16 protein-coding genes and 1 pseudogene are annotated in these 23,475 nt (G+C 41.2%); 6 read left to right on the top strand and 11 right to left on the bottom strand.

Going from position 1 to position 23,475, the window contains the following annotated elements:
* Positions 1–33 precede the first annotated feature (33 nt).
* Complete coding sequence (locus J2W55_RS03685; protein WP_310092102.1) at positions 34–459, top strand: MarR family winged helix-turn-helix transcriptional regulator; 426 nt, start codon at positions 34–36, stop codon at positions 457–459.
* Positions 460–776: 317 nt separating this feature from the next.
* On the opposite strand, the gene J2W55_RS03680 is transcribed toward J2W55_RS03685, so the two are convergent.
* The 3 genes from J2W55_RS03680 to J2W55_RS03670 form a co-directional block, all read right to left on the bottom strand.
* A complete protein-coding gene (locus J2W55_RS03680) occupies positions 777–1,166 on the bottom strand; it encodes a VOC family protein (RefSeq protein ID WP_310092098.1) in 390 nt (129 codons plus the stop codon).
* A 313-nt stretch (positions 1,167–1,479) separates the two neighbouring features.
* A complete protein-coding gene (locus tag J2W55_RS03675) occupies positions 1,480–2,907 on the bottom strand; it encodes a glycogen-binding domain-containing protein (protein WP_310092096.1) in 1,428 nt (475 codons plus the stop codon).
* Entirely contained in the window at positions 2,907–3,881 is a 975-nt protein-coding gene (locus J2W55_RS03670; RefSeq protein WP_310092094.1) for an aspartyl protease family protein, read from the bottom strand. The genes J2W55_RS03675 and J2W55_RS03670 overlap by 1 nt, the downstream gene beginning before the upstream one ends.
* A 336-nt stretch (positions 3,882–4,217) precedes the next feature.
* On the opposite strand from J2W55_RS03670, the pseudogene J2W55_RS03665 reads away from it, so the two are divergent.
* Both J2W55_RS03665 and J2W55_RS03660 read left to right on the top strand, forming a co-directional pair.
* A pseudogene (locus J2W55_RS03665) lies at positions 4,218–4,949 on the top strand (CocE/NonD family hydrolase); the annotation flags it as partial.
* Positions 4,946–5,227 (top strand): DNA topoisomerase, encoded by a 282-nt coding sequence (locus tag J2W55_RS03660; protein ID WP_310092092.1) that lies wholly within the window; start codon positions 4,946–4,948, stop codon positions 5,225–5,227. The pseudogene J2W55_RS03665 and the gene J2W55_RS03660, both read left to right, overlap by 4 nt.
* Positions 5,228–5,249: 22 nt before the next feature.
* Here J2W55_RS03660 and J2W55_RS03655 read toward each other — a convergent pair whose 3' ends face one another.
* Positions 5,250–5,489, bottom strand: coding sequence for a hypothetical protein (locus J2W55_RS03655; protein ID WP_310092090.1), 240 nt, complete (start codon positions 5,487–5,489; stop codon positions 5,250–5,252).
* 314 nt (positions 5,490–5,803) lie between these two features.
* Here J2W55_RS03655 and J2W55_RS03650 point away from each other — a divergent pair, with 314 nt between their 5' ends.
* Positions 5,804–6,529: a response regulator transcription factor gene (locus tag J2W55_RS03650; protein WP_310092088.1), complete on the top strand. Its 726-nt coding sequence runs from the start codon at positions 5,804–5,806 to the stop codon at positions 6,527–6,529.
* A gap of 5 nt (positions 6,530–6,534) precedes the next feature.
* Here J2W55_RS03650 and J2W55_RS03645 read toward each other — a convergent pair whose 3' ends face one another.
* Both J2W55_RS03645 and J2W55_RS03640 read right to left on the bottom strand, forming a co-directional pair.
* Entirely contained in the window at positions 6,535–10,563 is a 4,029-nt protein-coding gene (locus J2W55_RS03645; protein ID WP_310092086.1) for a cache domain-containing protein, read from the bottom strand.
* A 10-nt stretch (positions 10,564–10,573) separates the two neighbouring features.
* A complete protein-coding gene (locus tag J2W55_RS03640) occupies positions 10,574–11,884 on the bottom strand; it encodes a patatin-like phospholipase family protein (RefSeq protein ID WP_310092084.1) in 1,311 nt (436 codons plus the stop codon).
* A 365-nt stretch (positions 11,885–12,249) separates the two neighbouring features.
* Between J2W55_RS03640 and J2W55_RS03635 the strand changes: the two genes are divergently transcribed.
* Both J2W55_RS03635 and J2W55_RS03630 read left to right on the top strand, forming a co-directional pair.
* Entirely contained in the window at positions 12,250–12,708 is a 459-nt protein-coding gene (locus J2W55_RS03635) for a hypothetical protein (protein ID WP_310092082.1), read from the top strand.
* Positions 12,709–12,731: 23 nt separating this feature from the next.
* Positions 12,732–13,067 (top strand): hypothetical protein, encoded by a 336-nt coding sequence (locus J2W55_RS03630; protein ID WP_310092081.1) that lies wholly within the window; start codon positions 12,732–12,734, stop codon positions 13,065–13,067.
* An 84-nt stretch (positions 13,068–13,151) separates the two neighbouring features.
* On the opposite strand, the gene J2W55_RS03625 is transcribed toward J2W55_RS03630, so the two are convergent.
* The 5 genes from J2W55_RS03625 to J2W55_RS03605 form a co-directional block, all read right to left on the bottom strand.
* Complete coding sequence (locus tag J2W55_RS03625; protein WP_310092079.1) at positions 13,152–13,952, bottom strand: peptidoglycan recognition protein family protein; 801 nt, start codon at positions 13,950–13,952, stop codon at positions 13,152–13,154.
* 1 nt (position 13,953) lies between these two features.
* The gene (locus J2W55_RS03620; RefSeq protein ID WP_310092076.1) at positions 13,954–15,156 is read right to left on the bottom strand and encodes a hypothetical protein; all 1,203 of its coding nucleotides are present in this window, start codon (positions 15,154–15,156) and stop codon (positions 13,954–13,956) included.
* 174 nt (positions 15,157–15,330) lie between these two features.
* Entirely contained in the window at positions 15,331–16,779 is a 1,449-nt protein-coding gene (locus tag J2W55_RS03615) for an eCIS core domain-containing protein (RefSeq protein WP_310092075.1), read from the bottom strand.
* A gap of 33 nt (positions 16,780–16,812) precedes the next feature.
* A complete protein-coding gene (locus J2W55_RS03610) occupies positions 16,813–19,749 on the bottom strand; it encodes an eCIS core domain-containing protein (protein WP_310092072.1) in 2,937 nt (978 codons plus the stop codon).
* 15 nt (positions 19,750–19,764) lie between these two features.
* A complete protein-coding gene (locus tag J2W55_RS03605; protein WP_310092070.1) occupies positions 19,765–23,310 on the bottom strand; it encodes an eCIS core domain-containing protein in 3,546 nt (1,181 codons plus the stop codon).
* Between the last annotated feature and the right edge of the window lie 165 nt (positions 23,311–23,475).

The raw sequence follows: 23,475 nt of genomic DNA, 5'->3' as shown, positions 1-23,475 counted from the left end.
CTAATAGTTAACAAAGTTAACTACTTTTATTGCATGGATCAAGATCAAAGAGAATTTTATAACGTATTTACGGATTTGCAGTGCTTTATTTTGGCGAATATGCAAAAGGGTGACATAAACGGCGTAACGGCAACTCACTACAACATAATCGAATACGTTTACCGGCACGACAAGTGTACGGGCAAACAGGTAGCAAAGGCGTTTAGTATAAGTCCCCCGGCTATCTCCAGACAGCTTAAATTTCTTCTTGGAAACGGCCTCATCGAACAGGAACAGTCCTTGGCAGACCGCAGGGTCTTTCACTTGATAGTTACTGACAAGGGCAGGTTTATCGTCGACAACTCAGAAAATTTTAGGGAAACAGTTGCGCAAAAGGTTTCTAAAACACTCACAAAAACCGAACTGAAGAGCCTGACGTCCCTACTGGCAAAAATCATGCATAATATGGACGAGCATTAATCTACCTGAATGGCGGTGAATATCTAAGTGGACCACTATCACGTAAAATAAACTGGTGATAAAGTGGCATTGCCCAAAACATCGATCGGTTCGAATGGATTTATGGCACATTTCATTGACACTGAAGGAAAATATCAGTTAGTTACGAACTTTCAGTAACAAATGAGTAGCACTTTTTTCGACCTGTTTTTGGTCATTTTTACTAATCTCTTGTTTCCGAGGTATGGAAAACTTCGCAAGTAAGAAACCCGGGAGGTTGAACGGACGGGCTTTTTGAACCAAATTCCTGCCGGCCAATTATCGCTGTATTATTTAATCTAACCTTCATACTTGTGAAATTCGCTGATCGTCAGATAATATCCGTCCGGGTCTCGCAATGAAAATTCCAGTTTCGACGAGTTAGGGTTAAGGTGAATGTCCTCCTCAACAGCGTAACCCATGTTTTCAACATTTTGTCGTATGGCGCGCATATTATCCGTCCTGAAATAAAGGATCAGCCCGTTTCCGGGGGTGATACCTGGATTTGTCATGGTGGGATGCCCATCCCGGCCCCATGGATGAAGACAAAGGACAATTTCATCATTTTCAGCAACCAAAACATCAAAGTGGTCGCCTCCATGCAAACTTTTCCAGTTAAATACGGATTGATACCATTGAGAACTGGCCCGGATATCTTTTACAGCTATTATAGGGTCCGGTTTTGCCATTTTATCATTACTCTTTTTGAATGCGCTCCTGCTTACAATGCAATTTATAACCCAAATATAAGCAGCATCTTAAATATTCATCGTTCGGACGCATTAAATAATACTTGCTCGTGGTGCATCAAAAATCGCAAAAAATGGTGCATTGGCAATGTGATTTTTCTTTTTTAATGAGACACTTTCCTCATGTTTAATGAGACAGTTGTTTAATAGACGCATCACACGCGTCTTCCGCGTGCAAATTCATGGTTAGTGACTTACAAAGAGGCTGTCCTATAGGTGACGCATGTAATGCGTCTCTACGTAAAGCTCCATTCTATTCGATCCATAAAACGGAATTGCCCGAATTGTATTGGTTAGGTTCATAAAGTTTATTGGCCGGATCTATCATCCACTTTCCATCTACAATAAACTTATACAGTTGTTTGCCGGGTTTTAGGTTTACATCCACCGTCCACTCCCTGCCATTAAAAGCCATGGTATAACCCAATTCATCAAAATTGTTAAAACTGCCTGACAGGCGCACGCTTTTAGCGTTATTAAAGCCGCTCAATTTAAATGTATAATTGGGTTTTACCGAAATGTATGAGTTAACAATGCCTCCCTCCTCCATGTTACGCGGATTTTTAGGGTCGGTCATCCAGTTGTCATCCACAATAAACTTATACCCATAGTTACCAGGCGGGATGATGAGGGATACGGCCCAGCCCGTTTTGGTTTTAACAAGCGGAATTTTGCCATGCTCCCAATTATTAAAGCCTCCGGCTACCTGTACTTTTTTTACATCGGTATAGCCGTCAAGCTTAAACACTACCTTTTCGCCCAGGTTCAGTATGGAGTTTGTGATCCCATCATCACCTTGTACCTTATTTGGGTTGGTTGGGTCGGTGATCCATTTACCATCAACCAAAAAACGATAAGCCTGGGTACCCTCATGTAAATACAGATGCTTCTGCCAAACACCACCTCGTTTTTCCATGACAATACTATTGGCATCCCAGTTATTAAAGCTTCCGGCCAGCGTTATCTTATGGGCATTTGCATAACCATTCAGTTTAAAAGTGTAGTTATACCTGAAATAGATGGAGTTATCATCATGATCGGCTACAAGGTTATTATAACGATCATTGATCCAATGGCCATCAACAATAAACTTATATTCATATTTGCCGGGTTTTAATTTTACATCGACAATCCAGCCGCTGTCGGTTTTGGCCATGATACCTTTAAGGGTGCTCCAGTTATTGAAATTGCCTGATAGCAACGCCCGTCTATTCTGTAAATAACCGGGCAAAAAGAACCGGGTTAAACCCGATGGTAATTCATGCACGGTAACCTTAGCAAAATTGTTGATGCCAAAATTAACGTCTGCGGGATATCCCGGCGATCCGTCATCCTCGTTATCTATTTTAGTAGTTATCAGGTAAGGTTTGGTTTGCGGGTTTTGATTGAGGGCTTCAAGCGGCCTGTCAAATTCTACAACATTTCCCTGCTTTCCGGCAATTGTCCAGCCGTCTTTTTGCAAGGCAGTGAAATCACCTTTTAAAATCGCGGCGACGTTTGCACCTTTTAACCCCGCCTTTTTGAGCAGACTATCGACCTCCACTTTTGACGAGCGCATATCAATAAGCAGCCTTAGATTATCGCCGCCCATAACCAGCTTACCGCGTTTTTGCGCGCTTGCAGACAAAGCCATGCAAACCATTGCAAAAAAAACAATAACTGTATAGGCCCCTCTTTTCATTACTGATTATTGTAAATGTACATTTCAAATTCTTTTTTAACAAAGTTGATGGTGAATATGCCCCTCACAAAGAAATCGTAACCCAATACACCGTCAATTGTATAACCGTAAGCGTTCCCCATTTTTTCGAGGTTGGTGATCAGGATACGATTTTTCATGTACTTACGGTCGCCCACAACCAGGTTATCAAAACGGGTATAGATCACCTCGATAGAAGTACCGCCAATCCCCATAATCTTTGAACGGCTGATGACCTCCATATCGGGGATCAGTTTTTTTGAACGCCTGTAATCGAGCAAACTGGTTTCGGCCGCACTGTCGAAGACAAACCAAAGCGAATTGTCGTCAACAGTACCCTTCATTAAAATAACATCATTAAGCATGCGGAAAGGGCTTATCATAAACCGGTCGTGAAATACTTTCTCAACCGGGGGAATATTGCCGTTTTCATCAAGCTTTTGGATATATAGCGTATTACGGAACAGATCGACCGTAATGGCAAAATCTGAAAATAACCGGGTACCCAGCAACCCCAATATTTTGATCCCTTTACTGTTTTCGATAGAGGACAGATCGGTAACATCGGCTCTGAGCTTTGGATAGTGCAATTCGAGGATGTTAAAATTACGGATATAAGTTGTAAATGAACTGTTGGCATATCCGTTAACCCCTGCCGATTCCTGCTCAGCTACGTGTGGCAGATATCTAAAATAGGTTTCGTTTAAAATCAGGTACGGCGCGCCGGTGTCTAACACAAAATTGCCTTCAAGGGTATCGATCTGGGCTTCAATAATGATGAGGTTTCCGGCTCTTTTTATCGGAACGACCAATGTTTTGAAATCGCCGGTTGGTGAGGGATCAGGATCAGGTCTTGCATTTTTAAAAGTGATGCCGCCAATAGTCACTTTCTCACTTCCCGCTGCACCGAAGCTACAGAAAATTAAGAAAAGGACCAACAGATAAACCTTAGGCATCACATTAAATACTATACCTAATAGACCCTAATTTCAGGCTTTAAGTTACACAGTCTAATAATTAAATAATGTGATTGATGAACCCGTACCTGATCAGATCATCGGAGTTTTTGATAAGCTTTAGTGCTTCCGTCGGAACAATGATATCTTTTACCTGGTACATTTACGAACAACATCCTTAAACATTTCTGCCTGTACCGCCGAGACATGAGTAAACGGTTCATCGAGCAAAATAAAACTACCATCTGCAGAACAGTTAACGGCAAGAAAAGCCCTTTCTTACAGTCTCACCAAAAGTGAAAAAACAGTCTAACTAAAAAAGATGGCGGCAGTTATAATGGCTTTACACAGTGGGCAGCCACAAAATACCATCACCCGGCGCTTAAAACCATTGTGCCTTACGTAGCTGCTATCCCCGGCTTGGGGCTGCCCATGGAGAATAACGTATTTATAAAAGCAAACTATGGCTGGGCATTTTATACAACAAACAATAAATACCTTGACAATAAAACTTACTACGACCAAAAACGCTGGCACTCCCTGCCTGATAATTGGTACGCAAGCGGGGCCGCTTACCGTAAGATAGACAGTGTTGACGGCACACCTAACTCATGGCTGCAATGTTGGCTTAAACACCCGGATTACGATAAATACTGGCAAAACCAGGTGCCTTATCAAAATGATTATTCGCGGGGCGCACTCGATCAACAGGTTGACTTGACCAACCGCAAAACCAGCACTAATAATGATTATTATCCGTATCCCATCATAAAAAAAGAACTTGATCATAGCAGCGGTTATTTTTTCTTCAGCCAGCCCTTTGATAAACCAACAGCTGTAAACGGAATGTTTAGCGGTGAAATTAAGGCTACGATCAACAAACGAGATATGGATATTGGCGTAGTACTTTACGAAGTAACGGCTAAAAGCGAATACTTTGAACTATCATACTTTTTGGGAAGGGCAAGTTATGCAACAGATATGAGTAAACGGACGGAAAAGTTAACCAGGCCGCTATGTAATATACCAGAAAAGAAATTGACGACGAGGAACTGCGGCAGGCTATGAAGGATAGCGGCCTGGGTACACCGGCTACAAGGGCGGCCATGATAGAAACCTTGCTAAAACGCAATTACATTTCAAGAGAGAAGAAAAACCTGGTTCCTACCGAAACCGGCCTTGCGGCTTATGAAGTTGTTAAACACCGGCAAATTGCACAAGCCGAACTAGCCGGTAACTGGGAAACGCGACTCGAAGAGATAAGAAGCGGGCTTCGGTTAGCGCATTTCAGCAAGAGATCAATACCTATACCCGGGCTATTACACAAGAATTGCTTCAGGCGGTAAAAGGAATGGTGATCAAAGTATCCTAAAGTGCTAAACGGTTCTTACCAAGTATGACCTCGTCAATACATTTACCTATAGTGGTTAAAAGATAATTATCCAGGATATCTTCATTTCTTTGTAACCATGCGTTGCCCGATTTAAAAAGCATAGCTGCTTTACCGTCGGCTAATTGTACTTTCCATACTTTCCAGCTTTTGTAAAAGTCGGTAGTGATCTGTATTAACTGGGTAGTACCGTCGGCTAATTTTATTCTGTATTTCATAGGTAAATTCAATGTTAAAAATCAACATCTAATGTTTCTAATACAGCAATAAATACGTTAAAAAACAGATAATATTATATTCTATTTTATACTTGTGGGCTCATATAAACTAAAGTGTTCATCACCAGCTAGAAGCATAATTTTCACAGTACAGCACAATCTGGGATTACAAAAAAAAATAAAAATATTTTTTTTGTAAAATTCGTGATACAATTAAAGGAATTTTCATTAACTTAGACTTTGCAGTCTACCATCTGCGTATCCGATCAAATACTTGCGATTTTTTATTTTTTTACCTGTAAATTCTAATTGCTATGAGTATTAGTTTACATGCAAATCTACCTAAAGATATCGCTTGTCAATCTGCTTTATTTTCGTTAAACAATAAAATAGACACCAAAGAACTGGACATAGAAGACGTAGGCAATTTAATTCCCGGCAGCGTTATGGTGCAGGATCTGGACGAGCTTACTAACCTGTATATGAATGACAATGGCTGTCGCATACTAAAGCGTTGTAAGGAGGAGCTTAACAGCCTGGGGCCTGCTTATTTTGATATGTTTTTCCCGCCCGAAGAGATCGAGATTTTAAAGATCGAGGTTAGAAAGTTTCTACAACTTGGCGATCCGTCACTTATATACTCATTCTTTCAACGGGTAAGGCCCGATAAAAACAGCGATTATAAATGGTATTTGAGCAATGTCCGTCTTTTCATGCCCTTCGCTCCCGGCGAAAACCTCAAACTAATAAATGTTGCCATAGAAGTTGATAATATCTCGTATGCATCTAAAAAAATCAATTCTATTTGCGAGCAAAATGAATTTGCACAGAAAAATTACTTTAAATATCTTTTACTCACCAAACGCGAAAAGGAGATAATAAAGCTGATTGTCAGTGGGTATAACAGCCGTTATATTTCAGATACTCTTTTTATATCGTTACATACCGTAAATAATCATAGGAAGAACATTTTGAACAAACTGGACATTAAAGGTATAATTGATCTGATAAAGTTTGCCGCCGCCTACAGTATAATATAAATTTATCAAGCCGCTTTTTGGCCGTTACTTTCAAACATAGTAACAAACTTAAGCACAGCCGGTAATGCTGCTGTTAAAACACCTAAATAGGTAATTATAGTTGAATAGGTTTCTTGTTGAGATGCGAAGAGAAACGCTAAAACCGCAACAATCAATATCATTAACGGCGTTTTAAGCTTGTTCCAGTTACCGTTATCTGTTATTTGCTTCCGTATCAGCATTGCTTCAGATGTTCCGATAGCGGTAAGAATAAAATTCCGGAAGCCTTTATTGAATAAATGTAACGCACCGTTTTTTCGTATAATTAGCCCTTTGCTTACCAGCATAGTGAGGTTATAATCGTCATATGAGTTTACAAGGCTATCCTCAGCCAGGTCATATAACAAAAACTTTTCTTCCTTTGTTAACGATTGCCATATGTACATGTAAAAATAATGAGATGTAACCTGCATTTTAAAAGCAAGGGAATCGCCATCGAGGTAGTGGGGCTTAGTTTCATCTAATTTTTCGAGCATAGTTACCAATGGTTCCTGCATTTTGTTTAAGAAGTGCGTATGACTGGTTTCTTGCAACAATACCTTTTTCCAGACAGCCAGATCATCTGATATAGGTAGGTTACTTGTAACGAGCCTATCTATAATTATCTTAAAATGCCCTAATAGTACATGCCATCTTTCCAGGTCATGCTCGGGCTTTCTTCCATCAGATTGTCGTAAAGTTCTTTCATTAAGCGATTCAAGAAAGTTTACCGGGTGCACAGTAGAAGTAATAAATATTTTGCCTCTGTTCTTCTGCAACAGGTTTTCTAAGAAGTTTAACTTTATAGAGTTGGTTAAAGCGCTTTGTATATCGTATTCAAAGTGGTTAACTATAATAAGTGAAAAATCTCCATTTAAAGCTAATTTAGCGATATTGATCCAATCACAATTGGTTTTTAAGGCTTCTTCATTATCAGGAATAAATATCATATCTACTATTAATACATTCCCTAACGAGTTGTCGTTTTCATTAAGTACAGCTATTTTACCATCCTTTCCGTAAATCTTTTTATCCGCTATCAACTGCTTAATTTTTTCCAATTTACCTGAACCGGGAGAGCCGATGATAAATAGCAATGAATTTAGCTTGGAGTGTGTTATAAGAACCTGATCAATATCTTGCCAGCCAGATTCTTTTGGAAGATTTAAGGCAAATAATTTACGAATGATAAGATGTAGTATCCGCCAAAAAATAAAAAGCGATGTGATAAAGAGAAACCAATACATTATACCATAATTAGTTAGTGGTAATATATGTGGCAGCATATAATTTAGCCTGGCGGATGTTAACGTAAGGTACCTGCCCGATGGCAACAAATAAGAAGTAGATGCAGGTTTGTTGTCAAACAAACTGTTGAATATTAAAGAGTTTCCGGGATGGTTATTATAAAATTCGTCTATACTACTTTTATCAAGGTTGTTATAGCTCATATTATTAAATAACCATGCAGTTTTTATCCCGGCATAAGACGGTTCTTGTTTTGGAAGGGCTTTCGAATTAATACTTATATCTTTTATCCAAACATCGTCGGCATAAACATTCTTTAATTTAATGAGCGAACTGTTATTTGGCGTCGATAATTTTTTTACAACTTCTTGCATAAAAAACGTGTGCCTATATCTGGATGTTAACCTTTCGTTATAGTTATATGAGGAAGTATAAAATAGTGCGACAGGTATGCCACTCGTAATAATTAACCGGGTAACTATCATTAAGGAGTAGCTGGAACTGAAATCCCAGGAACCTGCCGAAAGCCTGTGCTTTATCCGTCTTAAGCCCCCAAATAGCCTTACTGATATTTTTACAAACGCCCATGAAATACTAATCAATATTGCCTCAAACAATAAAAACAGTAACGCCTGACTCTGTATCATGATCAAAGCAATAAAGTTTATAACTATAATTATGGTTAGTAAGGCAGCATTCCCTTTTCTCTTTTCAGAATATTTCAACGGCTCAAGTTTTTTATAACTGTCTGAATACAGAATATTTAAAAATAGGGTAACTGCCGTTGCCGAGAATAACAGTATGAAGAAAAATTGCAAAAAGCTGGTTATATTATAAAATATAATAAGCAGTAGTATGTTTATACTGTTTAAAACTATTGCCAAATTATATTGATGATGGTATCTCGAATCTGGCCGTATCCAGGAGATATCAAAATACTGTTTTTCAAAAAAAGATTGCTTTCTGCAAAGAATAAATATGAGCAGCAGTTGAATAATGAGGATCAAAAAAAACACGATGAGCATATAAAAGCTAAAAGAGAATATTTTAATATCTCTCATGTTTTTAAACGATGTGCTCTCAAATACAAGCACATAGTAAGGCAGATTTTGAATAGGCCTGGCGTAAAAGTTATAATCATCTCCCGAATATCTGGCTTCAAAGAAATCGCTTCCTTGGCTCGTAATCAAACCATTTAACTTTTGTTTATCCAAAACTTCACTCAGAAAGTTCTCGTTAAGGTTTTTAGTTGTATCAGAATGATAGAGCACACTACCCTGCGCATTTACAATACAATAGAATAAGCCTTTTGGCAATACCGGCTGTTTAAGACATTTAAGATTCACCGTTATGGCAGCCACAAGTGCATCCTTGTTAACAGATGGAATAGATATAACTGTGGTAAACTTACCGCTTGTCCATGATACTATCTGGTCTACATAATATGGCTTGTTTAGTTGGTTGGCCATGAAATAGGTTTTGCCGGCAACTACGCTTTTAAAATAATCTCTTTCGCCGAAATTTCCCGATGGCGAACTGTCATACAACGCCGACCAGTTATTTACTTCCAATCCGTTTGCTTGTATCCAATAAACTTTATTGAGATCAAATACTTGAAAAACCGAATCTAATGTTTTGCCATATTGATTATTAAGCCGGGGACTATCAGAATCTGTTTTGGCTACATTTTTTTTACCAAGGTTCTTCAGATCAAAAGTAAGTTTTGAATCGCGCCTGAGGGTGTCAAGCTTATTCAGCAAATTATACGTTTTGTTAAGTTCAGCTGTATATCGTTCCTCAATTTTATCGGCCAAATTCTTTTTAACTATTTCAGAATAGCTCATTACCGGCTTAAAAAAAGTATTGTACTTAAAAAAGGAAAAAAATATAAGCGACATTAAAAGCATTGAAACAGCGAACGAAAACATCCCATCCATTACAGTGAGCCTGTCCTGGTTACCCATTTGGTAGAGTTTTATCCAGGGCATTGCCACTATCACCCCCATTGCCGATATTAAAAGCAGGAGCACAATATTTTGGGGAAGTTTTGTACGCTCAAACTTGTAATTGCTGTTTGTTAACAAACCGGCCATTGTAAGTACAGAATCTTCGTTAAGACTTAGTTGCTGAGCAAAAAGCTTATAATCTATACCACTCATGTGGGTACCTTTAACATGCCCCTTTTTTAAGAATGTGCTTTTGTCGGTTTGTAAAGAATCAATAGCTATGGCAGTTACGCCGCTGGGGAAAGTTTGATAAATAATTTTGCCATCCTTTAACAGAATATATTCGTCAAATATTTTACGCACAAGCAATTGCTCAATAAACTGGCTAATGGTGTACTTAAGGCCAGCCTGGTATTGTCCCTTCCTTAAATATATAATTAGCTCCTTTCTGTTAAAATTTATAACACTGATGCTATCCGAAAATGGTTTACCGTTTTTAGCAGGCGTCATTTTTTCTACAGGGAGTAGTATAAAGTTCTTACGCGGATAATTGGCTATATATTTATTTAGCCTGCTGGTATCATATGCCGGCGAATTTCTCTCATGGGTAATTAGTATGTTGTTCAATAATGCTATTGAATTATTAATTTTAGCATATATGTTTTTCTCAATATTTTGCAGGCACCTAAAACGCTGTTCTTCTAAACGTTTTTGATTGTTGGGTATATAAATGAAAAAATATAAACTGCCCAATATTATTACAAACAGTACTGTAACCAATACTACAACCTGGTTTTTGTTAAAGGAGAAAAAGCTTTTCATATTGGTTTATTTAAGGCTGCACAGCTGTGGCACTTAGCCATCTGGCTTTTGCTTCGCGATAAGTGCCATAGCCCAGGTGGATACCACTTCCATCGCCCCTTATAAATTGGTTAGGCAAGCATGGATCGCTGCTCACAATAAATTTGCTGCATAATTGCGTAATTAAACTTACCTCGTCGTTAGCAACAGCATCCATATCCAGGTCCATCACTTTAACAAAATCGTCGGGGTTGTTTGCGTAGGCTTTTGGTATCTCAAATATTAAACTATCCGGATTTAGTACCGGTTTAATGCAGGGGTTTATGCGAACAATGCAGGCCTTATTACTTAGCGATGGATCAATAATGGAATAAGCAATGAATGTTGCCGAATCTGGTGGGTCGCCCAAGATACTTGTAGACATTTTTTGGATATCAGATATAAACGAGGTGCGGCTGTTTGCCATAGCAAGCTTATTATCTTTATTTTTTTGATAAATGGATGCTATGCGCGGGTCAGTTGAATTTTGGTAATCGGGTATTACTGCCCTGCCGCCCGTGCCCGTACCTAACGATAATATATTGTAATCGCTTAATGGGATGCCATTGTTATTTGTCATGGCTTCTATAACCCCTGCTAAAATGGGGTTGTTAAAGCCGGATACCGCACCATCCCAATACCATGCCTTGCGGGAATCGTTGCCACCTAATAGGCTTACATTTGCCTCGGCCGGAGAATCAAAATAATTTACCGGCGCGTTGCTTGATGAGTGTATAGCATGGCCAAGCGTGATCTGGTAATATTTTCCATTATTAAAAACGTCGGTGTGGCTTTTTGTATTTGATCGGAAAAAGCTTGCCCTTTGTTTAAAATAATCAAACCCTACTACGATGATCTGCAAATCAGGTTTGCCAATAATTGCAGGTAATTCATGCATTGGGGTGTCAACAATCGACTTTGTAGCTTTACCCTCTTTTATCAATGAATCATACTTTGTAAAAACAGTTCTTAAGCCCTCCATTTTTCTTTTTGCACTATACTTAGGGCCAAGCACACTTGTTAAACTTGCAATATTTCGCAGACTAAGCTTTTCCCAAAAATTCAGCTTTGAAAATACTTGCTTGCGTTTGCTTTCGTCCTCAAAAACCGAGATGATCTCGCTAAGCAGCATATTGTTGCACAAACAAGCTAACACCAAGCTGCCGCCAGAATTAGCTATCGCCATATCAAAACTCCTCAAAAGTTCGTGTCCGTGTATATCGCCATATATATCTTTGAGTACCCTGGCCTGTATCACAGCCCATGAACCACCACCGTCAAGAGAAAGAATTTTGTATGCCATATGATAAAGTTTAATGTATAATATTGGGTTAGCGGAAACCGTAAAATTCAAAGCATTTCACGCCTTACTTAGAAGTTAAATATTTAAATTTAGATTAAATACGATAAAACATCAATGACTACTTATAGCTATTTACACGGCGCAGATCTTTGCAAATAATAGCTCAGTTTAACGCTTAAGCCCTTATTTAAAAAGCATATAAATGACCACCAGTAGCTATTTTTTACTTCTGGATATAATATCAATTTAGTGTACCATAAGCCTAATTGTCGTTAAAAGTATTTTTAACTTAATATTAAGTGTGTACTATCGCACAAGATATGAGCTATCAATAAATATATTTGTTTAACATAAACCCATGTATCATGTATTTGCAACTAACAAAAGCCAGGTATTGGCTCTTGGGTCTACTTACCCCCATACTATTCACCGCTTGCCATGTTGTGCTGATAGGCGCATATGACCAAAATGTTGATCAGAGTATTCAACAGATCTCGACAGAAGTATCTACCCTGCTGGTTAAACTCGAAAAAAACGTTGATGATAATCAGCCGGCAGAAAACAAGTACGAAAAATTCAGAGATACTTATATTAATTTATACGGACAGGTAGAAAACCTCAAGATCCGTACAATGGCACTGCCTAAGTATTCTAAAATCACTGAAATGGTTGTGCTGCTCAACAAAAACATACACGATCTGGAAGCGCTGCATAAAACAGGGTTCACCGACAAACGGCTTATTGAAACCACAAAAACGTTAATGGAAACATCGTTGCAGGCCATGCTTACTGCACAAAATGCGCTTAAACGAGAGTCTGTTTAATTTAACCTTTAAAACTTATCGACATGAGTACAATTGATTTCTCAAAAATATTAGGCGATATGCTTGATGCCGCTAAATCGCAGTTAGCCGATAAATGGCCTGCGGTTGAAAGCCTGGCTACATCATCTATAAAAACATTGGCCCAAAGTTTAATAGATATAGAAGAGATGTCCCTTAAAGGTACTATAACTAAAGAGCAGGCGGCATTATTATTAAGTATGCATAAAAATACCGCTAGAATAGCTTTACTATCTGTAGAGGTTGTTGGTATTGTAGCTGCAGAACAGGCAATTAATGCAGCTTTAGATGTAGTGAAAGATGCAATAAATAACACTATAGGATTTGGGCTTATATCCTGATAGTAAACTCAATCAAAAATATTATAAAGTAAAAATGCTGGGTCATAAGCCCGGCATTTTAACTGATCTATATATTATTAACTATTATATTTTGTCCAATATCAGCCATGATTTTGGGCCAACTATACCATCTGGCACCAAGCCGTTCTTTGATTGAAAGTTGCGCACTGCGGCTTCTGTTTTTGGCCCAAAATTACCGTCTTGCTCTAAACGTAGCTTTTGTTGTATCTGCTTCACAAGCCCAGTATCATTATTACCCCCCCGGCGAATTGTGGCGCGGCCGGCTTTACCATTTTGTGCGGGTTCGGCAGCTGGAATTACCCTTGGCGGGGGCGCATTGCCATTCAATATATCTCTTACAGATATCCTAAACCCAACCATATCAAACACCGGATCGCTTTTACGGCCTTGGGGTAAGGCATATTCTTTATGCCCTGCACACCATTCGTGGCTTTGGCCAACATGTTTAAGTATGGCAGCTACCCCACGGTGATATGCATCAAGCTGTATCTCGGGCCACGGAAAATCATCAGCGCCACCGGTATTTTCGGCTTCAATGCCAATAAAATTTGTATTGCCATTTACTACGCCATTCCAAATGCCCTGCCCGGCATGGAAACATTTGCCTGCGGCAATAATATAATAAGTACCATCGCGGCCAAGCCCAAGCTGTGATAACGGCCCCGGCAGATCAGATCGTCCTTTAATCAGTGTGTTTAACGTTGGCATATTTCCATGCTTGCCGGGTGTTGCGGTATGGTGGCATATTACACCAAATATACGGCCAACGTCACCGTGGCCCCTATCTTCCCAACCCGGGCAAAGTGATACTTTTAAACCGGCTTCCTCCAATACAGTGGGTAGCCATATTAATGATTTTGGCATATTATACAACGCCTCCCCGCGTTGGTGGTAAATCTTCGTCGTTAGTTTTATCTGTAGCCTCTACATCACATCCATCAACTTCAGTATCATCATCTGCAACACTGGGCTGCTGCCCCTGCGATATTGTTGGGGTGGCAACAACTGCCGGCTGAATAGCCGGAAATGCAACTACCGGTGTAGTAACTACCGGAGTCGTAGTATCAGGTGTCGCAACTTGTACTTTATTTACGGGCGCTTGTCTGTCTTCAGAAGCTTCTTCCAGGCTTTTTTCGTGCGGCTTAACTGTTGAACGGATAACCATTACTTTATTTAGGGTATCAAACCAAAATGGCGCGCCTAATGAAGCTGCGAGTGCTGTTAATAACCAACCGATTATTCCTCCAAAGAAAATACCTACTAATGAGTTAGCATCGGCATTGCTGTTTAATTGCGCCCAGCCTATTGGCAAGCCCAGGCTATTTAATTCGGCCTTAGCACTGTCATAGGTTTGGGTATCAGGCAGCCCTTGTTTGTTTATGGCCTCCGCTTTTTTAACAAGCATTTCGCGGGCAGTTTCATTTTTTGTAAGATAATCTGCTATGGTTAGCGTGTTAACATTTAGCCCGATAGATATCAATAACGCTACAGAGAAAATAATGATCTGTGTAGAGCGTTTGTACCAGCCGGATACCCTGTCCATACCACTGTTATACCAGTCTTCGATGTTTGCCTGTGCCTTATTCAGATCGCCCTGAGCCGAATCAATAGCATTTATTAAAAGCCTTTGTACAGTTGGGCTGCCCAGGTTTGCCACATTTTGCCTCAAAATATCAAGCGATATTACCGGTGTATTTGGATCACTATTCACATCATTGGTCAATGGGCCGCGCGCGGCTATATCCATTATCGCTAAAGCAAAGTTTTTTGATGGGATATAGGAAGGCAGGTTACCGCCCTTGGCAAATAATGCGGGTGGGCCACTTGTTTTGCCAGGTTTATACCCTTCGGTAAATAATCCAAAAACAAGCGGGTGGTTGTAAAGGTTTTTTGCCAGGCCTGTCCCCGCATTATCTGCAAGCAATTGCCTTATACCATGTTCAAGATAGGCCGCCCTGGTTTTTAGCCAACTTTCTATCCCCTCGCGAACTGCTGTACAAATTATACTAACCAGTATAAATACAAAGATGACCCCAATAGCCACCTCAAGCATGTTTGATCCAAACATATTATTACGGTTTAAGTATTAAGATTGATAGATATGAGTTCCTGGTATCTGCAGTGGTTTATGTCTTATAAATTTCCAAAACAAGTGTATCAATTACAATAGCTATCAATAGCCATATTTTAAATAAAACAATGTAAATGTGCACTTTACACATACAACAGGGCAACAGTAACGTTAGTTAGTTTTTTGTTTTAATGCGGCCTTGGCAGCCTTTTTTATAGCATCTTTATCTAAGCCGTCAGGCAGGCTATCAACAGCAACATCAATTGCTTTTTCGGTACCGGCCTCTATGCCGTCCCGTATTAATTCTTCTGCCTTCTCCCTTATCTTATCTGATAAAGGCAGCTTCTTTAATAGCGGCTTAATGGCTTTGTCCATTACACCATCAATAATAAAGTCGCTTACACTGGTGCTTTTTCGTGGATTATTTTTATCAAATTCTTCCACCTGTTTACGGGCATCTTCCATCTTTTTCCATAAGGCGGTGCTATCCGGGTCGCGTACCGGCCCTACCGGTCCAGGGTCTGTGATATCCCCAATGTTTATCTTTGGTTTTTCGGGTGGTTTAGTAAAGATAATATCCCTTTCAAGCGGCCGTAATTTCAGGTCCATCCCAGATGAGATCGGATTTTTTTGCACGCTGAACCTCACCTCCACCCGCCTGTTCCGGGGCTCCTGCACATTATCTTTTGTTGGAACAACCGGCGAAGTTTCGCCTTTGCTTTCGGTGCTCATAATAGCTTCGGGCACGCCTTCTTGTAATAAAAAAGCCTTTACGGCATCAGCCCGCTCCTGCCCAAGCGACACATTTTTTTCATCTGTGCCAACTTTATCGGTATGCCCTTTAATGGTTACTGAAGACAAGGAGAATTTTTGCAGAAAATACAAGATCTGTTTAGCTGAATAGCGTAACGTATCCATGCCATTTTTGGGTATCTCTGCACTACCAAGTTTAAAACGGTTTATTTCGGCCGAGCCCAAAGCACTTGCCAGTAACGGGGAAGCTGAATCCCGCAGGTCAACCGATGGCATTGCGGCATCCTTATCAGGCGATAGCGGCTGGCGCTGTATCATATTGTTTGAAGCACCTGATCCGGATTGCTGTACAACGTGACTAAGTTCGTGAGCAAGCAAATGCTGCCCCCCGGTAGAATTATAGTCGACATTTTTATTAAAAACTATATTACTTCCGTGGGTATATGCTTTAGCGTTTAATGATTCGGCTGATTGTGCGGCTTTACTATCGTCATGTATCCGCACATTACTAAAATCATAACCAAAGCGCGACTCCATAAAACCTTTTGTATCATTTTTTAAAGGGCGCCCGCCAGATTGCAGAACATCGTTCACTAATTTATTGGAACCATCCCTTTCTTCTTTCTCTGATGCTGACAGCGAAGTTGCCGTAGAAAGACCGCTCGGATGAGTTGCGGATCCAGTAACTTTATTAGCCATGCTATCAGCCTCCTGCTCGTGTTTATCACCGGGCATGTTAACAATTAGCTTATTTTGTACCCTTATAGGCGATGGGGTCAGATTTTTTTTCAAGCGAGGTGTATCTTCGGTGGTTTTACCCGGCAAACTGACCTTATCCGGTGTATTGAACAACTTATAATCTTTCATAAACAATGCTTTATCTAACCATTATTATTGTTATCAATAAAACCCATGATCTTCCACTACCGTGTCAAGCACCTGCCCTGTGATGGGATCAAGTGGGGTTGAGTAAGTTCTGCCTGCGATCTTTCCGCTATCAAATGCCTTTCTAAGATCTTTAGTTAATGAAAGATCTTTTAGATCAGGGTGCTTCTCTAAAAATTCTATTTTCCGTTTTATCCATTCCTTGCTCATTTGTCCTTCGGAACGTTTTGCGCCACCTCCTTTAAATTCTACAATAACTATATTCCCGGCTTTGTCTTTATAAATTGAATCTAAACCCGGCACATTATGTTCCATCCCTCTTGGGTTATCAAACAAGTGTGTCAAACCATGCTCTTCTGCCTTTATTTTTCCTTCCGCTACACCAAGATCCGCTGAATGCGTCACTTTTTCTTGTTTTTTCGCGCGCCTGGATTTAACATTGTCAAGATCACTTAAACTTTTGTCCGATTCAGGAACGTCTACACCGGCTACCTTTTGTTCGTCGGCAATGCCTTTTGCTAAATCCGGATCATTAGCAAAGCGGCCGCCTTTTTTTGATGTTGGTTTGGCTACCGCTATAGCACCTGCACGTTGTTCTTCCAACAGCGTTATAAGTAATTTAGCGGCTTTAGCGGCTTCCTTAGGATTTGTTTTCCTTAACGCCTGTAGCTTGTCATTATAACCTTTTAGTTTTGGATTATCAGCCAGTTCTTTTGCATATTCCAGATGAATAACCGGGCATGGAGAAGGGCTGCATATACCAACTCCTTGCTTAGTTACAACCACTTCGTGGCCGTTCTCTAACGGTTGTTTTGCAACAGCATCTTCTTTCATTATAGCAGGCGCTACATCTTCAAGCCCTGTAACTTTCTTTTGTCCGGGTATTTTTTCTTCGGCGTGTGCAGCGGGTTTAGGAGCTTCCCCTGTTGCTTTTGGTTTTACAGCTGTTGCTTTACCCGGCAAAGCATCTTCTGCTACTGCGCCAGCTTTAGGCAAGGTAGCGTTTGGTTCAGTAGCAACCGGCTTTTTACCCGGTGCAGGCGGGCGGCCCTTTTGTTGTGCACCGCTTACGGCCAAATGTGTACCGGTAGCCTGCGCAGCCGCTATCAGTGCTTGTGTGTTATCCTGACCCGACAAGCGGGCACCAGCATAACCCACACCTGCACCAACTGCTACCTCGGTGCCCTTTTTTACAGCGGCATCACCAATTTTACCAATTGGCACACCTAATGCGCCGCTAACACAACCGGTAATGGCAGCACTTACTACAGGGGGCACCTTAGGTTTTGGTGCCTGTTCGGCTCCCGCTTTGTTGTCTTTCTCTTCCGGAATCAGTTTATCAAGCGCCGCTGTTGTTAATTCGCCTGTTACATTGATGCCTGCCTCTGTCAAACATCTTCTTAGTGATTGCTGCACTAATGGCTGGGCAAGCTGTGCCGCTTTTCCTGTAGCACCAACCGCAGTTCCTAATCCCACGGTAAGGCCTGTCACAAAACCCTGCTTGCCAAATTTTGCAGCATCATGTGCAACCGCTTTTTTATCAACCTTGCCTGTATTGGCATAACTTGCAATAGCAGCCGAGCCACCACCCAATCCAACACCTAAAGCTCCGGTGGTTGTAGCAGTACCAACAGCGGTGAGCCCTGTAGCCAACGCGCCGGTTGCGCCTAAAGTACCTACACCGGCAGCTATCACCGGTGCGGCAACTACTGCACCGGCAACTAAAGCAATTGCAAATGATACATCCCTTATTGTTTCAAGGTTGCTTGCTACCCCCTCGGCGCCTCCTATTGTTGCTTCCCGGTATTGATTCCACTCTTGCATAGAGCTGCGATACTGGCTATCTGCCAATCGCAACATCCTGGCTCCGGTTGCAAGGTCTCCCCGGTCAAGCGCAGCCATTCCTTGTGCAGATGCATTTTTTGCGTGTGCCCACATACCAATATAGGGCGGCGTGACACCCGCTTTCATATCGGCAGCAATACCTATCAAGGCCTTTGGCTTTTTTAAGATATCAGTAAAACTTTCAACGCCGCCATGGTAATCTTTAAGCATATCTACCTGGCTGTTTCTCCCGTTCTCGGCCAGGTCTGCAACCAGCTTTAAATCAATACGCAGCCGTCTGATAGCTGCAGCTTTTTGAGCCTCAAATTCCGCAGCCGTAAGCCGCTTTACCCCATCCGGAAATTTAACTTCATAATATACTTCACCAGGTGCAGGATCACGGGCGATTCCTGTACCGGAAGAACCTTTGATCCTGGCAGCAGTATCGCCGTTTGCTACTTTATTGGCGGCATCATTTGCGTCACGTTCAAGGTCAGGATTCTGATCGATCCCGGGAGGCGCCCCTCCTTTTGATTGCTGCACAACATGCGTTAGCTCGTGTGCCATTAAACGCCTGCCTTCAATTGACGAGATATCTGCTTTGCCATTTGCAAAAACAATGTTATTACCTACTGTATAGGCCCTCGCGTGAACTGCTTTCGCAGACAAAGCTGCTCTGCTATCTGAATGTATTTTTACGTTACCGAAATTGTGCTTGAGCCGGGTCTCCATATAAGCCCGCGAAGTTGCATCCAGTGGCGAACCTGATGACTGTATGACATCATGAACAACGCGGGGAATATTACTTTGCCCTGTTACCGGAGCACCATTGCCTTTCTTTTGAAGAGAAATGTTGATCGCTTCTTTTTCTTCCTTATCTTTTTTACAATCCTGGCATTCGCCACCGCAACTGCATTTTCGTTGTAATGTTATAGGCTGAACGGTTGACCTCATATTTTGACCTTGCAGATTGTTACTTCCTGACTCCAATAACAGATTTATCGGCTTAACCCCTTTGTAGACAGCGCCGGATTTTGCCTTTTGGCCTTCCTTTTTTGCAAAGGATACACTATCCGGTTCAGCGTTATTTTGCTGCGGTACGTTATTAAGTTTTTGGAAGGCCTGCATAAAATTGGTGATTTACTACAATCCGTTTAAAACATATCCAACTTTGGTTTTTAAATCTACCACCGTCCAGCCGTTGGTGGTACCTACAACATTCACCACATCGCCTTTTGCCAGCTTGGCAATTACCTTTGATTGAGGTGTAAAGTTTGGATGTGATTGCACAACTACCGGAAATTTCAACGTGGCCCGGTGTGCATCAACATCAACTAAAATGTCGTTTTTCTTGTCATTATCAGTATCAAGATTAGCATCGTTAAGCACAGGTGGCCCTGATGTTTGCACAGATCCCGGAGCCAGCCCTATATTTTGTAATATCGAAAGCTCGCTTGCACCATCTAATAATGACTTTACATTTAATGCGGCCGGGAATTTAGTTGTTTTAACCCCACCGGCGGCTTTAATTAGCATATCCTTAACTTCTACCGGCATTGAAGCCCCCTCTTTTACAGCCATGGATAGCGCAAGCAGCATTTGGCCCTTAGTTGGCAAAGCTGGAGGGGTGAATTTTAATAAATTGAGTAAGTGCGGACCTAACAGAGCTTTCGACAAGAATGCCGACAACTTTAAACGTTTTAGGGCTGTGGCTTGTAACACACTCATAAAATTGGGCTCGTGTGTGGCATCTATATGCATCCACGCCTCCTGCACTACAACAGGTAAATGCGGCGAGCTTTTAAAATCTGACGCCAGCATTACCGGGAAAAGTTTGGGCGCTTCGGCCCCTCTTACAGTTACAGCCAAATAATCTACATTAGCCATCTCTTCCCAACCAACAAATAGCCAGTACGATACCCTGTGTGCCAGATCATTTATAACTTGTGGATCAACGTCGCCAACGGCAGGCAACGCTAATTCAAATGCCATACGCGTAAGTGTTACGTACCAGTTTTTGTCGTTTTTCACCTTAGCTACGTGCTTTTTCATGGCCTTAGTGGTCCAGTCTGGACCAAAATTAGGATCGGCCCAGGTTTCGAGGGCAGCACGTAAAGCACCTTCAGGTTCAATACCTGTTTTAACATATTCATCTTTGGTACCGCCGATATCAGGATCACCACTAAAACCAAGTTTTGCTTTACCGCTTGCGTCGAGTGTAAAGGCATTGAACTGGGTGGATGCATTTGCAGCCTCTACCCTGCCTTTTATTTTTAACATGGCCATCCTTGCATTTACTTTATCTCTGAGGTTAGGATTGGCCTTAATGGCCGCATTAATTTCTGCCGCTGCAGTCTTGGTACTGGTTATAACACCAGATTTAACATTGTGCGAACCCACTAAACAGCCGGCAAAAACAATGCGGGCCTGGTTGGGATCCATCCTTTGCAATGCCTCATCAATAAGTTTCTCTGAGTCGCCATCAGTTTCACCAAATTTCAAATCCTTTTGGTCATAACTTACCGTTTTATCGTTTGATGTTTTTGCGTTTGTTCCGGGTGTAATTTGTTCAACAGAATCGTCCTGCCCATGCCCCGCAATTACTACCTGCCCCAGAACAGGTTTCGGAGCGCCTTTTAGTATCTGTCCATAATCGTCGGTTACTTTATCAAGCTTAGCAATTTCACCTTTAAGGTCTGAAGCGCCCTGTATAAGCAATGCCAGGTTTTTAATATTCAGCACAACTTTTTCCAAATTTTCTGCCTGTAGGAACGCGCCATTCCAATCCAATCCGCTCATTAATATGAGCAGCACCGGCCGTTTACGGGTTTTATCTGTAATGTTTTTAACCAACCGTTTTCGGGTATTTGGTGTAAACACATGCAGGTCATGTACCCAATCTGTAAGGGTGATATAAACAGCCAAGCCCTCTTTTAGTAAAGCAACAAGCGGGTCGGCCTCTTTTGGATTTTCAATTGTGGGCTTAAACTTGGTGTAGTAATCTTTAAAATCGCCTATCAGTTTCCCGTCGACCAATTTTTCAAAATGTGCCTGGTCAATACATATCCGCAATACAAGGCCTGGTACAAATGCTTTAAGATCTGTCATGGCTTTACCCAACTCTATTATACGGGCAAGCTTGTTATGTGGCGCTGTAATACGGATGGTTTGCGCGGCGAGGTCTGCCCCGGCGGCGTAGGCCATGATGAAAGGCATATCTGGTGTACCTATTGCAGCGCCCAGTTCTGTTAGCAAAATTAACCCAAGCGCTGTATTAACATAATCGCCCTGGTGAAGTGTATCGGCTACTTTCCATAACAGATCCTTATCAGCCTCAGATAAAGAAGGCTCTAAAAACCAATCAGCTTGCTTGGTTATATAGTTATGGAATTCATCAACAGTTATTCCTTTCTTCAAGGGCGTTCCATCCCCCAAAAGGGTATCATGATCCTTTCGCTCGGCTTTAACAATATTAACCGGCTCGGGACCGATCTGAATTTTCTTTTTAGCTACGTCAGCAAGTATAGTTTCTAATTCTTTGTGGTTATCTCCATTTATTTTATCGAGCAGCTCTGCGGGGTCTATCATACTTAACAAAAATCCAATTTCGTTATCCGGAGAACCTTTAAGCAATTCGAGTATTGCGGCTTCGTCATCTCCAAGCGTAGGACCCGAAAGCATTTCCTTTATCAGCATCAGCTTATTTTGCTGGGTAAGATTTATTTTTTTCGCTTTCCATTTCCTGACAATTATTCGTGCTTTATCGTCACTATCATAATCATCTTCAATTTCCCCGGAGTTAATCTCCTCCAAATATTTATCAAGCACATCATCGCTAAAGTCGGGCTCATTACCAAAAATGCTTAGGAACGCCCTGCCCAGGTTACTAAAAAAACCTCCGGCGGTTTTGCCTTTACGCTGCACAAAACCATCGGTTTGTACCGTCTCCGATTGTTGTATAACATGGGTTAGTTCGTGGCCCAATAAGCGTTTACCCTCAATAGTTTGGGTAGAATACTGGTTGCTATTAAATACAATATTATTTGCCGATGTGTAAGCTAACGCATTAATTGATTGCGCAGATCTGTTGGCCGCAGTATCTGTATGGATGCGCACTTTTGAAAAATCATACCCAAATTTTGGTTCAAAATAACTCCTGGCCTCTTGTGGCAGTGAAGTGCCGGAATTAGAAAGAGCATTCAAATAACCATGCACGTTATTGTTTACCTGCGGATGGTTGGGAGTGCTTTCTTTTCTTTGTATAGACTTATTCTCTTCCTCTTCTTCGCAATGGGAACATTTACGCTGTACAACAGGCGTTATGGGGGTAATTGCTTTTGAAACAATTTTATTTTTACCATCCATTTGCAAAACGCGTTCGGCCATAGCATCCGCTTCCTGCTCAAATTTATCGCCAGGTGTGTTAATAGATAATTTAGTTTGAACGGGAAGATTTGATGTGCTGAATAGCGGAATGCTATTAAATGCAATTACAGGCTTTTTATTATCTCCGGGAGGGGGAGCATCTGCCGGGCGGGAGGCTAAAGGCTTAAATAATTTACCAGAACCCGGGGCCCCTTTTTTTGACTGATTTTTATTCTTTTCGTTTTCTTGCTCAATGGCCGACGCTTTTTGGGTATCGGCTTTATTTTGTAAACCTGCTTTTTGAATTGGCGCGAGGGTTGACATTTCAGTTTAAATTTAACTACAGCCGTTATCTGCAGCTTACTATACCGCTCACCTTACCTGCAGCTGTTGCTATAAAGGCATTCTGAGAGGTTCCCACCTGGTCTACATTGGTGCAGTCATCTACATTCATAGCTTTCATATCCTGTCAGGGACAGTAACATCTTT

It is taken from the genome of Mucilaginibacter pocheonensis (genome assembly GCF_031456535.1).
In the GTDB taxonomy this organism is placed as follows: domain Bacteria; phylum Bacteroidota; class Bacteroidia; order Sphingobacteriales; family Sphingobacteriaceae; genus Mucilaginibacter; species Mucilaginibacter pocheonensis.
This window is presented reverse-complemented; position numbering and strand designations above follow the sequence as displayed.

Bases quoted from the DNA above. Each gene is read 5' to 3' on its own strand.
- J2W55_RS03685 (WP_310092102.1), top strand. From the start codon at position 34: ATGGATCAAGATCAAAGAGAATTTTATAACGTATTTACGGATTTGCAG.
- J2W55_RS03680 (WP_310092098.1), bottom strand. From the start codon at position 1,166: ATGGCAAAACCGGACCCTATAATAGCTGTAAAAGATATCCGGGCCAGT.
- J2W55_RS03675 (WP_310092096.1), bottom strand. From the start codon at position 2,907: ATGAAAAGAGGGGCCTATACAGTTATTGTTTTTTTTGCAATGGTTTGC.
- J2W55_RS03670 (WP_310092094.1), bottom strand. From the start codon at position 3,881: ATGCCTAAGGTTTATCTGTTGGTCCTTTTCTTAATTTTCTGTAGCTTC.
- J2W55_RS03660 (WP_310092092.1), top strand. From the start codon at position 4,946: ATGAAGGATAGCGGCCTGGGTACACCGGCTACAAGGGCGGCCATGATA.
- J2W55_RS03655 (WP_310092090.1), bottom strand. From the start codon at position 5,489: ATGAAATACAGAATAAAATTAGCCGACGGTACTACCCAGTTAATACAG.
- J2W55_RS03650 (WP_310092088.1), top strand. From the start codon at position 5,804: ATGAGTATTAGTTTACATGCAAATCTACCTAAAGATATCGCTTGTCAA.
- J2W55_RS03645 (WP_310092086.1), bottom strand. From the start codon at position 10,563: ATGAAAAGCTTTTTCTCCTTTAACAAAAACCAGGTTGTAGTATTGGTT.
- J2W55_RS03640 (WP_310092084.1), bottom strand. From the start codon at position 11,884: ATGGCATACAAAATTCTTTCTCTTGACGGTGGTGGTTCATGGGCTGTG.
- J2W55_RS03635 (WP_310092082.1), top strand. From the start codon at position 12,250: ATGTATTTGCAACTAACAAAAGCCAGGTATTGGCTCTTGGGTCTACTT.
- J2W55_RS03630 (WP_310092081.1), top strand. From the start codon at position 12,732: ATGAGTACAATTGATTTCTCAAAAATATTAGGCGATATGCTTGATGCC.
- J2W55_RS03625 (WP_310092079.1), bottom strand. From the start codon at position 13,952: ATGCCAAAATCATTAATATGGCTACCCACTGTATTGGAGGAAGCCGGT.
- J2W55_RS03620 (WP_310092076.1), bottom strand. From the start codon at position 15,156: ATGTTTGGATCAAACATGCTTGAGGTGGCTATTGGGGTCATCTTTGTA.
- J2W55_RS03615 (WP_310092075.1), bottom strand. From the start codon at position 16,779: ATGAAAGATTATAAGTTGTTCAATACACCGGATAAGGTCAGTTTGCCG.
- J2W55_RS03610 (WP_310092072.1), bottom strand. From the start codon at position 19,749: ATGCAGGCCTTCCAAAAACTTAATAACGTACCGCAGCAAAATAACGCT.
- J2W55_RS03605 (WP_310092070.1), bottom strand. From the start codon at position 23,310: ATGTCAACCCTCGCGCCAATTCAAAAAGCAGGTTTACAAAATAAAGCC.